This window comes from Rhodococcus globerulus NBRC 14531 (assembly GCF_001894805.1).
Taxonomy (GTDB): Bacteria; Actinomycetota; Actinomycetes; order Mycobacteriales; family Mycobacteriaceae; genus Rhodococcus_F; species Rhodococcus_F globerula.
In genome coordinates, this window is the sequence record NZ_BCWX01000001.1 from 209,188 (window position 1) to 224,295 (window position 15,108).

Consider the following 15,108-nt stretch of genomic DNA (forward strand, 5'->3'; position numbering starts at 1 on the left):
GATCAGCGAGCGGCGAGCATTCGACGCAGATCCTTACGGCTGGTTTTGCCGACGCCGGTCTCCGGGAATTCTTCGAGTACCTGCACCCGGTCTGGGATCTTCCAACTCGCCAGACCGCGCTCGCGAACAAAGGCTCGTATCTGGGCTGTTTTCGGCGGACTCGACGGGTCGGCGGCAAGGAGGAAGGCACACGTGCGTTCGCCGAGGTATTCGTCGGGAATGGCAACAACGATCGCGTCGCGTACCGAGGGGTGCGCCAGGAGGTGTTCTTCGAGTTCTTCGGCAGATACCTTCTCGCCGCCGCGGTTGATTCGGTCGACTGCGCGCCCGCAGACGGTGATGTTGCCGGCCGAATCAACTCGAACCACGTCGCCGGTGCGGTACCACCCGTCGGCGGTGAAGGAACGGGCATTGGCTGCGGGATTGTCGAAGTAGCCGCGAATTGTGTACGGGCCCTTGGTGAGCAGCTGACCTTCGGTGCCCGCGGGTACGTCGTTGTCGTTGTCGTCGACCACCCGGATCTGGTCGAAGGGGGACATGGGGCGGCCCTGCGTGGTGAGGACTACGTCGAGAGGATCTTCGTCGCGGGTGTAACACACCAGACCCTCGGCCATCCCGAACACTTGCTGGAGTCGTGCGCCCAACGCGGGGCCGATGCGGGCCGCCAACTCGTCGGGGCAGCGAGCGCCGCCGACCAGTACAGCTGTCAGAGTCGAGAGGTCGTGTGAGTGGCCACGTTCGGCTGTTTCGGTCCACAACCGGGCGAGCGGCGGAACGAGTCCCGTCATGGTCACTCCGGCGCGCTCGATCATCGCGAAGGCCGTGGTGGGACTTGGGGACGGGGTCAACGCCACAGTTCCACCGGCGGCGAGAGCTCCCAGGATTCCCGGCGAGCTCATCGGGAAGTTATGGGCTACCGGCAATGTCGCCAGATAGACCGTCGATGTTGTGACACCACAGATTTCATTGCTGCGCAGCACGCTGTAGAGGTAGTCGTCGTGGGTGCGGGGGATCAGTTTGGGGATGCCGGTGCTGCCGCCGGACAGCTGCAGAAACGCCACGGATCCCGGGTCTGCGGCGGCAAATTCGCGCGGTACGGCGCTCACCGCGTCGAAGTTCACGGTGCCGGCCGGTGCGTCCGATCCGGGATCTGGCAGGCACACAACGGTATTCAAGCTCGGGGTCGATGAAGCGACCTCGAGTGCCAGAGCGCCGTGGTCGAACCCGTCGATGTGGTGCGAGGTGATGACGGCGACGGCGCGTGAGGCGGCGGCCAGTGCAGTCAATTCCGAGGAACGATGCGCGGGGAGGCAGAACACGGGTACTGCGCCGATCCGGAAAAGCGCGAAGACCACGGCGACGAACTCGGCCTGGTTGGGCAGTTGGACCATCACCGGATGCTGGGCGGTGATGCCGAGATCGGCGAGTCCGGCAGCGAGGGCGTCCACGCGGGCGTCGAGCTCGGCGTACGTCCATGTCTGCTCGGCGTCGACGACTGCGACGGAGTGGGCATGGGCGGCCACGCTCTCGCGCAGAATCTGGTCGAAAGTCTTTCCGGCCCAGATTCCTTCACTGCGGTATCGGGCGGCGTCGTCTGCAGGCCACGGGGTGAAGGAGAGCTGAGGTGGTGACACTTCGGAAAGCATGTCTTCCTTCACTGGTGGTGGCCCGTCGGCGTGAACAATTTCGATAAGGATAGCCTAGGCTCATGGACGTGAAGGGTGTGACTGGGCGATCTGTCGTGATTACCGGTGCCGGCGGCGGTATCGGCGCGGCAACGGCGGCACTGTTCGAAGAGGCCGGAGCCACGGTCGCTCGGTGGGACCTTGCAGCTCCGACGGTACCCGTTGGCGGAATCGCGCTCGCGGTCGACGTGACGGATCGTCAGTCCGTCGAGCAGGCGTTTGCCGCGACAACCGATGCAATCGGAACGGTGTCGGTGCTGGTCCACACTGCGGGCGTGTTGCGGGCGGGTTCTGCGCTGACCGAGGACAACAACGACTGGGATGCGTGCATGGCCGTCAACGCGACGGGAACCATGAACGTCGCCCGCGAAGCGGCTCGCCGCTTTGTCGCTGCCGGTGCCGGCGTGATCACGGCAGTGGGGTCGAACGCGGCATCGACACCGCGCACGAACATGGCTGCCTACGGTGCGTCGAAGGCTGCGGCAACCGCCTACATGCGGAGCCTGGGTCTCGAGATCGCTCCGCACGGAATCCGCTGCAACATCATTTCTCCGGGATCGACGGACACTCCCATGCTTCGCGGAATGTGGGACGGTACAGACCAATCCGCCGGGGTGATCGCCGGTGACGCCGACGCCTATCGCCTCGGGATTCCGCTCGGCCGACTCGCGCAACCGGGTGACATCGCCGCCACGGCGTTGTTCCTCAGCTCGGACGCGGCCAGGCACATCACGATGCACGACCTCCGCGTCGACGGCGGCGCCACGCTCGACATGTGAAGTCCTCATACACAACCGATCGAACCAAATAGGAGCGCCCGATGGCCATCCCCCCCATTGCCGGCTACGTTCTGCCCCGCCGTGACGAGGTAACCGCGGACCGCGTCGACTGGCAACTCGACCCGTCGCGCTGCGCGCTCTTGATCCACGACATGCAGCGTTACTTCATCGACGCCTACAACGCCGGTGAGGAGCCCATCTCCACCGCGACCGCAAACATGGTGGCGATTCGTGACGCGTGTGTTCGGGCCGGGATTCCGGTTGTCTACACGATGCAGCCGGGTGATCAGCATCCGTCCAGGCGAGGCATCCTGGCCGATTTCTGGGGCGAAGGTATGACAACCGGCCGCGATACGGAGGTGATCGACGCGCTCACGCCCGGAGAGTCCGACATCGAGGTGACGAAGTGGCGATACTCGGCATTCCAGCGCACGGATTTGCGTCAGCTCCTCGCCCGTGTCGGCCGCGATCAGTTGATCGTGACCGGCGTGTACGCGCACATGGGCTGCATGCTCAGCGCGGCCGAGGCATTCATGAGTGACGTCGAGCCGTTCATGGTCTCGGATGCCACAGCAGACTTCTCGCGCGACGAGCATCTGATGGGATTGGAATACGTCGCGAAGCGTTGTGGCCGGGTGTTCACCGCGGCCGACGTACTGGGCGCGATCAGCGTGGACGAATCCGTCGCAGAGCTCAGTGGAGTGTAAGACCGTGAACCGCATCATGCTCTCCGGGAAGATTCACCGTGCCACCGTCACTCAGGCGGACCTGCACTACGTCGGATCCGTGACCATCGACCAGGACCTGATGGAAGCTGCCGATCTGCTCGAAGGTGAGCAGGTGCACATCGTCGACATCGACAACGGTGCACGGCTCGAGACCTACGCCATCACCGGCGAACGAGGTTCCGGGGTGATCGGCATCAACGGCGCTGCGGCACATCTGATCTCGCCCGGGCACTTGGTGATCATCATGTCGTACCGCCACGTCGACGACCGTGAGGCGAAGTCGCTGGTACCGCGGGTCGTCCATGTCGATACGAAGAACATGATTGTGGAACTGGGCTCGGACCCGGCGCAGCCGGTGCCCGGAGCCCGGGACCAGCTCGCCTCACGCTGACCCCGGTAGCGGGTCAGGCGTGCTCGCGCCTGCGGTTTTCGAGCGACTCCACAGCTTTGTCGCGCAGCGTCCGAACTCGGGCGAGGGGACCGTCGCCGACCTGCACCCGCCAGTAGCCCGATGCGTCGAGGAGATCCTTCGTCACGCCGAGTTGTTTTGCCGTCGCGCGCAATTCGCGCACGATGGATGCTTCACCCGCGATCCACATCCAGCCGGCGCCCGTGCTCGGACCGAGAGTGCGGGCAGCATCCGCCAACAGGCGGGCGTCCGAGATGCCGTCGCGGCGGTGCACCCACGTGACGCCGGGGAGTTCGCGCTGTTCCTCGGCGGGACCGTCGACGAGCACGGCAACGTACAGCGGCACCGAACCGTCGTGTTCCTCGACGTAACGTGCGATCGCCGGTAGCGCAGTCTCGTCACCGGCAAGCAGCCACCAGTCGGCGCCGATGGGCGGAATGGTCGACACCTTCGGGCCGGCCAGGTGCAGGGTGTCGCCGGGCTTCGCGTTGCGCGCCCAGTTACCGGCAATTCCGTGGCCGTGCAGTACGAAGTCGAGATCCAGTTCGCCGGCCTCGGCGTCGAAGCGGCGCACCGTGTAGGAGCGGGCAACCGGTGCCGGGCGCTTCGGCCAGTGCAGATGACCGTCATGCTGCTCGGGCAGCACCGGAGCTGCGGATCCCTCTTCGGGGAGGAAGATCTTCACGTAGTCGTCGGCACCCTCGGTGCGGAACTCGGCGACGGAGAATTCACCGGACTGGAAGGTTCCCAGTTGCTCGCCTCCGACCGTGATTCGGCGCATGCGCGGTGTGACCTCGACAGTTCGGAGGACCGTCAGCTCTCGCAGAACGATCGGCAGGTCGAGCCGTCGGGACGGGGTGGTAACCGGCATGAGCGAATTCCTCTCGCGAATGGACCTATCTATACCCAGGGTGTCAGACGGCGCCAACTCGCTCTCCAGTAGGGTAGGTAACCCTAACCCTTGGTGCGTTCGAGAGAGCGATCAGGGCTTGCAGGACTGCGAGGAGATCCAGTGGTGTCGAGGAAGCGTCTGGCGTTGACGGCTGCGCAGGCAGGGATGTGGTTCGCGCAACAACTCGACCCGCAGAACCCCACTTTTGTCACCGGTCAATGCATCGAGATCGTCGGCCCGCTCGACCCGTCCGTCCTCGCGCGCGCTGTGGATCGTGTGGTCGCGGAAACCCCGTCGCTCATGGCGAGGTTCGCCGTGGACTCCGGCGAGGTGTATCAGGAACTCGGCGCCTGGGAGTACCCCGGGACGGATGTTGTCGCACGTGAGAGCTTTGAGGTCGCGCTCACGGAGATGCGTGAACAGCTCCGGATGCCCCTCGATCCGAGCGCCGGTCCGGGATGCGTGGTCACTATTTTCACGCTAGGACCGTCGCACCACGCGTTGTTCTTCCGCGTCCACCACACGTTGATCGACGTCTACGGGTACAGCTTGCTCGGCCGCAGGATCGTCGCCGTTCACAATGCCGAGGTTCGGGGCAAGGAACCGCCGGCCAACCGCTTCGACCCACTCGAGGTGATCCTCGACCAGGACGCCGCTCGCGCGGATTCCGACGCTCAGAGCCTCGATCGGGACTTCTGGTCGGCCGAACTGCTCGGCGCCCAGGAGTCGGTGAGTCTCTCGCGGATCGCAAGCCCGCCCGCGTCGTCCGTTGCACGGACGCTTCAGTCCCACACCACGCTGATCTCCGCAGCATCGGCAGAGCGCATCACTGCCGCCGGACGCGTTGTCGAGGGAAGTTGGGCCGACGTCGTCACGGCTGCAGTGGCGGCGTACCTGGCACGTTCGAATGGCAGCCTCGACGTGACGCTCGGATTCCCGTCGATGAATCGTATGGGCACCGTTGCCGCAAAAGTTCTGACCACCGCAGTCAACGTCCTGCCATTGCGCATCGCGGTCGACCCGAATTCGAATCTCATCGACCTGGCTGCGGGCGTCCGCGCTGCGGTAAAGCGCACGGCCCCGCACGCCGCGTATCGCTCCGAGGCAATCCACCGGGACCTGCGACTGCCCGCGAGCAGCGCCGGCCCCGTCGGCCCGACGGTCAACATCAAGCCGTTCGGCGACACCCTGCGTTTCGACGGGGCCGGCGCGACAGTCCACTCATTGGCCCGTGGTCCTGTCCATGACATCGCCTTCATCGTGCGTCGTCTCGACGAGACCGGCGAGCTCGAGATTCAGATCGACGCCGACGCAGACCGCTACACGGGTGCGGAGCTCGCGCGCCATGCTTCGGCTCTCACCAAATTGCTCGAATCCGTCACCGCCGAGGGGACTGGCGCCGCGATTGCTCAGGTGTCGCTCCTCGAACCGGAAGCCCTGCAGATCCTCGCCGAATGGGGCGGGCGAGCAACAGCTTTCGATGACTACTGCCCTGACGTCATGGACCTGTTCGACGCCCAGGTCGACGAGCACGGTGACAATCTTGCTCTGGTTGCCGGCGCTGAACGGCTGAGCTATGCCGAATTGGCTGCGCGCGTCGACGCTTTGGCAGCCGAACTGTCCTCCCGCGGCGCCGGCCCGGAGTCGCTGGTCGCGCTGGCTCTGCCACGATGTGCGTCGGCCGTGGTTGCGCTCCTCGCGGTGCTGCGCTGCGGCGGTGCGTACATTCCGCTCGACCCGCAGTTCCCCTCGTCGCGACTCGAGTACATGCTTGACGACGCTCGGCCGGCGATCCTGCTGACCGCCGCGAGCTTCACCGATCGGATTTCGGTCCCAGAAGATACTGCCGTCGCAACAATCGCCGGTGACGAGATCAGTTGGTCGGCAGCAGCATCCAGCGCGGCGAGCGGGGCGCGTGTCGCGCCGGCCAACACCGCCTACGTCATCTACACCTCCGGTTCCACGGGAAACCCCAAGGGAGTGATGCTGGACCGCCGCGCCCTGGCACGGTTTGTCCGCTCGGCCACGGATCTCACGAGTATCGGCGCGCACACGCGGTTGCTCGCCCTGACTACTCTGTCCTTCGACATTGCGGTCCTCGAACTGTTTGTCCCGCTCACCGCGGGCGGATCGGTGATCCTCGCCGACGAGAATCAGGCCAAGGAACCGGCAGCCATTGCGGCACTGGTGAGTTCGGAGTCCGTCACGGCGGTGCAGGCGACTCCCTCGCAGTGGGGGACGGTGCTCGAACACGGCGTAACCGATCTGGCTGCAGTCGACGTCCTGGTGGGCGGTGAGGCCTTGCCCACCCGGACGGCGCAGCAGTTGAGTGAGCTGGCCCGTTCGGTGCAGAACATGTACGGACCCACCGAGGCCACGGTGTGGTGCACCAGCACCCCGGTTTTGCCGAACATCGACTGGACAGGCTCGATCGGCCGGCCGTTCGCGGGCACCGCCGCAGTGGTGCTGGATCGCTACCTGCAACCAGTCAATGTTGGCGCGATCGGCGAACTGTACGTTGCGGGAACACAACTCGCGCGCGGCTACCGCGGTCGACCTGACCTGACGGCAACCCGATTTGTGGCCGACCCGTTCGGACGCGGCCGGATGTACCGAACCGGCGACCTGGTGCGGTGGACCGAATCCGGTCAGCTCGAATACCTCGGCCGAGGCGACGATCAGGTGAAGGTGCGTGGGCACCGTATCGAACTCGGCGAGATCGAGACCGTGGCAGGGGAGTTCGACACAGTCGGTGCCTGCGTCGCGGTCGCTCGAAGCGACGGCAGTGGCACCGTTCATCTGGTCGCCTACGTCACGGCCGTGGAGAGCGCTCACGTCGATCTTCCGGCACTGCGAGCATTCATAGCCGATCGTCTACCCGCGTACATGGTGCCGTCGGCGATTGTCGTCATGGACGAGTTCCCGCTTACCCCCAACCTCAAGATCGACCGGAAGGCATTGCCGGCGCCGGACTTCGGGGATGCGGACACGGGGCGTTCAGCCGAGACGGCTGCGGAGATCGCACTGTCCGGCATGTTTGCCGACCTGCTGGGGCTCACCGTGGTGGGCGTCGATGCAGACTTCTTCACACTCGGCGGCACGTCGCTCTCCGCGACAAGACTCGTGGCCCGTCTCAAATCCGCACTCGGAGTGGAACTGTCGCTGCGTGACGTCTTCGATACGCCGACGGTGGCCGGACTGGCGCTACGGGTGGAATCCGCTGCGCCGGCTCGTCCCGCCATTGTGGCGCACGAGCGGACCGACATTGTGCCGCTGTCGTCGGCGCAGCAGTCGTTGTGGTTCGTTCACCAGACCCAGGGTCCATCCGCTACCTACAACATTCCGTTTGCGCTGCACCTGAACGGCGCAGTGGACGCGACAGCGCTGAAAAATGCGGTTGCGGCAGTTGTCGCCCGGCATCGGGTACTGCGCACGGTTGTCGTCGACATCGACGGTGTGGGGTTCGGTCGGGTACTCGATGCGGAGCCGGAGTTCACCGACAGTGAGGTCTCCGAGGTGGACGTGCAGTCCGCGCTGCTGACCGCGGCCTGTGTGCCGTTCGATCTCGAACATGACATTCCGGTACGGGCTCACCTGGTGCGGTCCGGCACCGACACCGCAGTCCTGCTGTTGGTCATTCACCACATCGCGGGTGACGAGTGGTCGGCCGGACCGATGCTCACCGATCTGGCAGCGGTCTACAACGGGGAGCAGCTGCCGGCCGAGCAGCCTCGAATTCAATACTCGGACTTCGCGATCTGGCAGCGCGAGTGCGCAGAAGATCCTGACCTGAGCGCGTCCACCGACCGGCAGCTCGCGTACTGGCGAGACCTGTTCTCCGGTGCCCCCGAAGAATTGCAGCTGCCGTACGACCGTGCTCGCCCAGCAGTGCCGACGTGGCGCGGCGGCGAGGTCTGGACCCACACCGGTGCAGGCGTGGTGCACGGACTGCGATCGGTGACCGAGAAGTCGGGCTCCACGATGTTCATGCTGGCGCAAGCGGCGGTCGCAGTTCTGCTGTCGAAACTCGGTGCCGGTGAGGACATCACGCTCGGTGCCCCGATTGCAGGCCGGGTGGACGGCAGCCTCGAAGATACCGTCGGATTCTTTGTCACTACGGTGGCGCAGCGGGTCGATCTGACCGGGCGCCCCTCGCTGGCCGAGGTGCTCTCACGCGTGCGACGCGGCGCCCTGGACGGGTTTGCGCACCAGGACGTCGCGTTCGAGCAGGTAGTCGACGCGGTGGGCGTGACACGATCTCTCGCCCGGCATCCCTTGTTCCAGACGATGGTTCAGCATCGCACACCGCACTCCGTACCCAGCTTCACCGGACTGGCGGTCAGCCCGTCGTACGTTTCCACGGGCACCGCGAAGTTCGACCTGACCTTCGAGTTCGTGGAACTTGCCGACGGACTCGACGTGCGGATCGAGTACGCGGAGGATCTTTTCGATCGGGTGACGGCAGAGACCATCGCGGTTCGCTTGCGCACGGTCCTCGAGCATTTTGCCACGGATACGGGCGCCGGCCTGCAGAGCGTGGACGTGTTGTTGCCGGCCGAACGAAATGCCCAGTCGGTCGAAGGTCACACAACCCGTCTGTTGCCCGAACTGCTGGACGACGCTGAACATGAGTTCGCCGATCACGTGGCCTTGATCTGTGGACCGGACGAGTACACGTACCGGGAGCTGGCTGATCGCTCGAACAGGTTGGCGCGGTTACTGATCCAGCGTGGTATCGGCACCGACGTGGTGGTGGGCATCGCCGTCGGGCGGAGCATCGAGTGTGTAGTTGCGCTCCGCGCCGTGATTGCCGCCGGCGCGGCGTACCTGCCGATCGATCCGTCGTATCCGCGTGCGCGCATCGAGTACATGCTCGCCGACGCCGATCCGGCGCTCGTGATTGTCGACGCCGATACCGTGCAGTGGATTCGGCCGGACTCGGAGGATGCGACCATCGCAGAACTCGAGGCCGCCGCTGCCGGCCTTCGCGGCGACCGGGTCGGCAGAGTCGTGTCGCCTGCCGCTGCGGCGTACGTCGTCTACACCTCCGGCTCCACCGGTCAGCCCAAGGGTGTGATGGGAACTGCAGGCGCACTGGCTAATCGCTTGGTCTGGCAGCGTGATCTCGTGCGCGCCGACGGATGGGCGGATGTTCGGTTGGCAAAGAGTTCGATGAGCTTCATCGACGGCTCCACCGAACTGCTGGCGGGGCTCCTGGCCGGTGCCCGCTTGGTTCTCGCAGATGACGCGGAGTCTCGTGATGCCGGCGCACTCGCAGATCTCATCGACCGGCACGGCGTGCGTCAGCTCACCGCGGTGCCGAGCCTGGCTGCGGCGCTGGCACAGTTCCGAGAAGAATCGGCACACCGGGTCTCGAGTTGGTTCCTCAGTGGTGAACCGCTCACTCGCGCAGTGATCGACTTGTTCGACGAGAAGAACACACGGGTGATCAACTCGTACGGATCCTCGGAGGTTGCCGGTGATGTGACCTTCTGGACGGCAACATCTTCCGCCAACCGAGTGCTGATCGGCGCTCCCGTTCCCGGAGTGGGTGCGCGGATACTCGACGCATACCTGCGCCCGGTGCCGGACGGGGTGACAGGTGAACTGTATGTCGAGGGCATCCAGGTTGCCCGCGGTTACCTCGGCCGACCGGAGTTGACCGCAACTCGGTTTGTCGCGGATCCGATGGGCAGCGGTGGACGGTTGTTCCGCACCGGAGATCTGGTGCGTCGCACTCGGTCCGGCGAACTCGACTTCGTTTCTCGCGCCGACGCTCAGATGAGTCTGCACGGATTCCGGATCGAACCCGGCGAGGTGGAGGCGGCGTTGGCTTCCCATCCATCCGTCGAACGAGCACTGGTTGTGGTGCGCGCGAGCGCGGCTGGGTCAGATCAGCTTGTCGGGTACGCGGTTCGGGCACCAGGCACCGCCGTGCCGGACGATTCCCAGTTGCGGGCGCATCTTCGGGACCTGCTGCCCGACTACATGATTCCCGCGGTATTCGTCGTTCTCGACGGCCTTCCCGTGCTACCCAACGGCAAGGTAGACCGCGACGCGCTCCCGGCGCCGGTACGCAGCGAGGGACGGCGAGAGGCGGCAACCGAACTGGAGCGGATCTACTGCGAGCTCCTTGCCGAACTCCTCGGCATCACCACCGTCGGCCCCGACGAGGACTTTTTTGCTCTGGGCGGCAACTCGTTGCTCGCCACCCGGTTGGCGTCGGCGATCCGCGCCCGCACCGGTCACGACGTGACGATCCGCGAGGTGTTCGACCTCCGTACCCCCGCCGAACTGGCTCGGGCAGCACAGATCGGGAAGGTCAGGCGGCCTGAACTGATTCGCCGGGATCACGGGGCAATCGTGCCGATGTCTGCCGCGCAGGGACGCCTGTGGTTCCTGTTCCAGCTCGAGGGCCCCAGCTCCACCTACAACATCCCGTACACCATGCATCTGCAGGGTTCAGTGGATCTGGATGCGTTGCGCGGTGCGCTGGCGCACGTTCTGAGCCAACACGAAACACTGCGCACGGTATTCACCGCCGAGTCCGGTGACGGCGAGGCTGGGCACATCGGCTACCAGGTGGTTCGTCCGATCAGCGAGTGCGAACTGCCGTTGGACGTTCTCGACGTGCTTCCAGCCCAACTGGAGTCGACACTCGCGCGGGAAGCCGCCTACACCTTCGACATCGCGCACGAACTGCCTGTGCGCGCTGTTCTGTTGCGCACCGGCACCGACGACGCGCACCTGATGGTGCTGGTGCATCACATCGCGGCCGACGAATGGTCTGCGCGTCCATTGGTGTCCGATCTGACCCGGGCGTACTCACACCTCGTGTCCGGCACAGCGGCGATGCCCGAACCACTACCGGTGCAGTACCGCGACTTCAGCGCGTGGCAACCCGAAGTCCTCGGTGAGGCAAGCGATCCCGAATCCGTGCTGGCCGGTCAGCTCGAGTATTGGACGGGTGCGCTTGCCGGGCAACCCGAAGAGCTTGCGCTACCCCGTGATCGGGCGCGCCCCGCGGTGTCGACGTACCGGGGATCAGCGGTTGCGTTCGATCTCGAGCCGCAAGTGCGGGCTTCTTTGGCGGCAATCGCCGCTGCCGGTGGGGCAACGATGTTCATGCTCACCCACGCCGCAGTTGCAGTCCTGTTGGCCGAACTCGGTGCCGGGGACGACATCGTCGTCGGTTCACCGGTTGCCGGGCGCTCCGATGCCGCGCTCGAACGGGTGGTGGGCTTTTTTGTCAACACCTTGGTGCTGCGCACCGATCTGTCGGGAGACCCGACCTTCGTGCAGTTCCTGGAGCGTGTTCGCGCTACGGACCTCGATGCCTATGCGCATCAGGATGTTCCGTTCGAGCAGTTGGTCGAGGCGATGGCCCCGGCCCGTTCCCTGTCCCGCCAGCCGCTGTTCCAGATCCTGGTGCAGTACCGCGATGCCGTGGACCGGATCGAGATGGCGGGCCTCGACGCGAGTCCGGTATTCCTCGAAACCGGAACGGCCAAATTCGACTTGACGTTCGACCTCGCGGAAACCGCCGACGGCGGGATCCGTGGTCGTATCGAGTACGCCACTGATCTCTTCGATCGGGGCACGGTTGACGCATTTGCCGGGCGATTGGTCCAGGTGCTGCGGCAGTGTGCGGCAAACCCGGAACTGCGGTTGTCCCAGCTCGATTCGATGACTCGGACAGACCGGGCGGCGATCGATTCTGCCGAGTCAGGCCGTATTGTGCCGCTTGACAGTTCGCTGACCTTGCCGGGCATGTTCGCTCGCCAGGTCGCGCTCACACCGGGCGCCGTCGCCATGATCGTCGACGAGAGCGGGGAGTCGCTGACCTACACCGAATTGGATCGGCGAACCGAGCGTCTCGCCGCGACGCTTCGTGGTGTGGTGCCGGTCGGTGGCGTTGTCGCCGTGGCGGTACGACGCAGTGCCGCACTGGTAGTCACGCTGCTGGCCATCCACCGCATCGGTGCCACCTATCTTCCGCTCGACGACAGCTACCCCGTGGATCGACTCGAGTACATGCTCGCGGACGCACGGCCGTCGTTGCTGGTGGTGGGCCCGGGTATCGAACCGTTGGACTGCCCCGCTCCGATGCTGGAGGTAGACGAGGGCGGTACTGCAACAACGCAATCGGACACGGCTACGGCCGTGGACACGGTTGTACATCCCGACAGCGCCGCGTACCTGCTCTACACGTCCGGATCAACCGGGCGGCCGAAGGGTGTTCTGGTCAGCCATCGCGCCGTGGTCAACCGGCTGTCGTGGATGCAAGACGAGTACCACCTCGGCAGCGACGACCGTGTGTTGCAGAAGACGCCGGCCGGGTTCGACGTGTCCGTGTGGGAGTTCTTCTGGCCCTTGATTACCGGAGCAACACTGGTGGTGGCTGCGCCGGACGGGCATCGCGATCCGCGCTACCTGCGCGACGTCGTCAAGCGACGTTCTGTCACCACAGCACACTTTGTGCCGTCGATGCTGGCTGCTTTCCTCGATCACGTGGCTGTGGAAACGGATCCTCGCCCGAAGTTGTCTCGGGTGCTGTGCAGCGGCGAAGCGCTCACGCCTGATCATCGGGATCGGTTCCACGCGTTGGTCGATGCGGAATTGCACAACTTGTACGGACCCACCGAGGCAGCGGTGGACGTGACGGCGTCGCACATCGTTCCCGCTGTCGACACGAACTGGGTGACAATCGGGCGTCCACTGTGGAATACCCGTGTACTTGTTCTGGACGCCCGGTTGCGGCGCGTTGCACCGGGAGTTGCGGGGGAGTTGTACCTCGGCGGTGTGCAGTTGGCGCGTGGCTACCACGACCGGGCGTCATTGACGTCGGAGCGATTTGTTGCCGATCCGTTCGGAGAGTTCGGCGAAAGGCTGTACCGCACCGGCGATCTGGTGCGGTGGCGCGAGTACGGCGACGATGGCCTGGCCCTCGAATACCTCGGCCGTACGGACGGTCAGGTCAAGCTGCGTGGGCTGCGTGTCGAACTGGGCGAAATCGAGAACGTGCTCACGTCGCATCCGACGCTGGCTCAATGCGCTGTTGTTGCGCGAGGCGGTCAGATCCACGCGTATGTCGTCCCGGTTCCGGATGCGACGATTGTCCCGGCCGAACTTGCCGCTTTTGCGTCGACGCTGCTGCCGGACTACATGGTTCCGACGGCCATGGTTGTGCTCGACACGCTGCCGCTGACGCCGAACGGGAAGCTGGATCGTCGGGCTCTCCCGGAGCCGGTTGCTCCCGACGAGTCGCAGCGGCGAGCGCCGGAGGGTCCTGAAGAGACCGCGATGTGCGAATTGTTCGCCGAGGCTCTGCGCGTCGACGCAGTGGGTGCCGATGACGATTTCTTCATGCTCGGCGGCGACAGCATCATCTCGATTCAGGTCGTGAACGCTGCCGGTCGGCGCGGAATTACGTTCGGGCCCAAGGAGATATTCCAATGGCGCACGCCCGCGGCGCTGGCCAAGGTCGTGGATTTCGGCGCGCCAGGCGACGCTGAGACCGCCCACAGCGGGCCGGTGGACCCGAGCGACGTGACGGGTTCGTTGGCATTGACACCGTTGGTGCATCGCGCCCGCGAATCCGGAGTCTCGCCCGCAGGTCTTGGTATCGCGCTGTCTGTCTCGACTCCCGCAGGAACTACCGTCGGCGACGTCGAGCAAGCCATGTCGGCACTACTGCAAGCGCACGATGCGTTGCGGTTACGACTGGCGCGGGTTGCGTCGGTTTTGTGGTCCCTCGAGACGGACGCTGATGTGGCTGCAGTCGTGCAGCATGTCGATTGCAGTGACCTCGGCGATGCCGATCTTGCCGTGCGTGCCGCGGCGGAGGCCACGGCGTTGATTGCCGAACTCGACCTGGAAAACGGCCGGACCGTGACGGCGCGCTGGCTCGATGCCGGCGAATCCCGCAGTGGAACCCTGGTTGTTGCCGTGCATGCGTTGGCGGCAGATCCGGCGTCGGTGGCGAAGCTGCGAGCGGATCTCGAAACGATATGGCGTGAGGGCGGCGGCGTGATGTCGCTTCGTCGTCCCGCCGCGACCGCGCACGGGTTCGCGGAGCGATTCAACGAGTTGGCGCAGGATCCGGCGTTGATGGGTGAACTGACGCACTGGTCGCAGGTTCTGGCACCGGGAGCCGAGTTGCGCCCGGGAGCGCCCGCGATTCTCACGGGTGGCCCGAGGGGGACATATCGGGCGACCCTGGAGGCGCGACTCGAAGGCGATATGGAAACGGCTGCGCTGGCCGCCCTCACCTACGGGTTGGCGAGGTGGCGCGCCGCGCCGGCCGAGTTGACCGTCGAACTCGAGCGTGACGTTCGCATTGCCGGTTCGGACGAACCAGACCCGTTGGCGACTGTGGGTCCCTTTGCCGCCGGGGTGCCGGTTCGGTTGCCGGCACTGGCCGTCTCGGTCACCCCAGAAGATGCGTTGGCGGCAGCGGCGGCCGCTCTGAGCGTCGTACCAGGCGGTATAGGCACGGGCTACGGCAAGTTGCGGTATCTCAATGCGCAAACCGCGCCCGTCTTTGCGATGTGGGGACGGCCGGAAGTGAGTGTCAGGGTGATCCGAGATGTCGAAAGTCGGGGTGTGGGAAATT

5 protein-coding genes and 1 pseudogene are annotated in these 15,108 nt (G+C 65.3%); 4 read left to right on the forward strand and 2 right to left on the reverse strand.

Translation table 11 applies throughout. The annotated features are described in order from the left end of the window. Window positions 1-2: 2 nt before the first annotated feature. Window positions 3-1,646 carry a (2,3-dihydroxybenzoyl)adenylate synthase gene (locus tag RG2_RS00930; RefSeq protein WP_051730300.1) on the reverse strand — a complete coding sequence of 548 codons (1,644 nt, stop codon included), beginning with the start codon at window positions 1,644-1,646 and terminating at the stop codon, window positions 3-5. Between the two features lie 62 nt (window positions 1,647-1,708). Here RG2_RS00930 and RG2_RS00935 point away from each other — a divergent pair, with 62 nt between their 5' ends. From RG2_RS00935 to panD, 3 genes are read left to right on the forward strand one after another with little or no spacing between them, the layout of a single operon-like run. Further along, window positions 1,709-2,464 (forward strand): 2,3-dihydro-2,3-dihydroxybenzoate dehydrogenase, encoded by a 756-nt coding sequence (locus RG2_RS00935; protein WP_033231651.1) that lies wholly within the window; start codon window positions 1,709-1,711, stop codon window positions 2,462-2,464. 41 nt (window positions 2,465-2,505) lie between these two features. Next, a complete protein-coding gene (locus RG2_RS00940; RefSeq protein ID WP_033231650.1) occupies window positions 2,506-3,171 on the forward strand; it encodes an isochorismatase family protein in 666 nt (221 codons plus the stop codon). Between the two features lie 4 nt (window positions 3,172-3,175). After that, window positions 3,176-3,583 carry an aspartate 1-decarboxylase gene (gene panD / locus RG2_RS00945; RefSeq protein WP_033231649.1) on the forward strand — a complete coding sequence of 136 codons (408 nt, stop codon included), beginning with the start codon at window positions 3,176-3,178 and terminating at the stop codon, window positions 3,581-3,583. Window positions 3,584-3,596: 13 nt separating this feature from the next. On the opposite strand, the gene RG2_RS00950 is transcribed toward panD, so the two are convergent. Beyond that, complete coding sequence (locus RG2_RS00950; RefSeq protein WP_033231648.1) at window positions 3,597-4,472, reverse strand: siderophore-interacting protein; 876 nt, start codon at window positions 4,470-4,472, stop codon at window positions 3,597-3,599. A gap of 144 nt (window positions 4,473-4,616) precedes the next feature. Here RG2_RS00950 and RG2_RS00955 point away from each other — a divergent pair. Next, window positions 4,617-13,967, forward strand: a pseudogene (locus tag RG2_RS00955) (amino acid adenylation domain-containing protein); the annotation flags it as partial. Window positions 13,968-15,108: the final 1,141 nt, after the last annotated feature.

What these genes read in the sequence shown, in the direction of transcription:
- RG2_RS00930 (WP_051730300.1), bottom strand. Translation starts at nt 1,646, where the DNA reads ATGCTTTCCGAAGTGTCACCACCTCAGCTCTCCTTCACCCCGTGGCCT.
- RG2_RS00935 (WP_033231651.1), top strand. Translation starts at nt 1,709, where the DNA reads ATGGACGTGAAGGGTGTGACTGGGCGATCTGTCGTGATTACCGGTGCC.
- RG2_RS00940 (WP_033231650.1), top strand. Translation starts at nt 2,506, where the DNA reads ATGGCCATCCCCCCCATTGCCGGCTACGTTCTGCCCCGCCGTGACGAG.
- RG2_RS00950 (WP_033231648.1), bottom strand. Translation starts at nt 4,472, where the DNA reads ATGCCGGTTACCACCCCGTCCCGACGGCTCGACCTGCCGATCGTTCTG.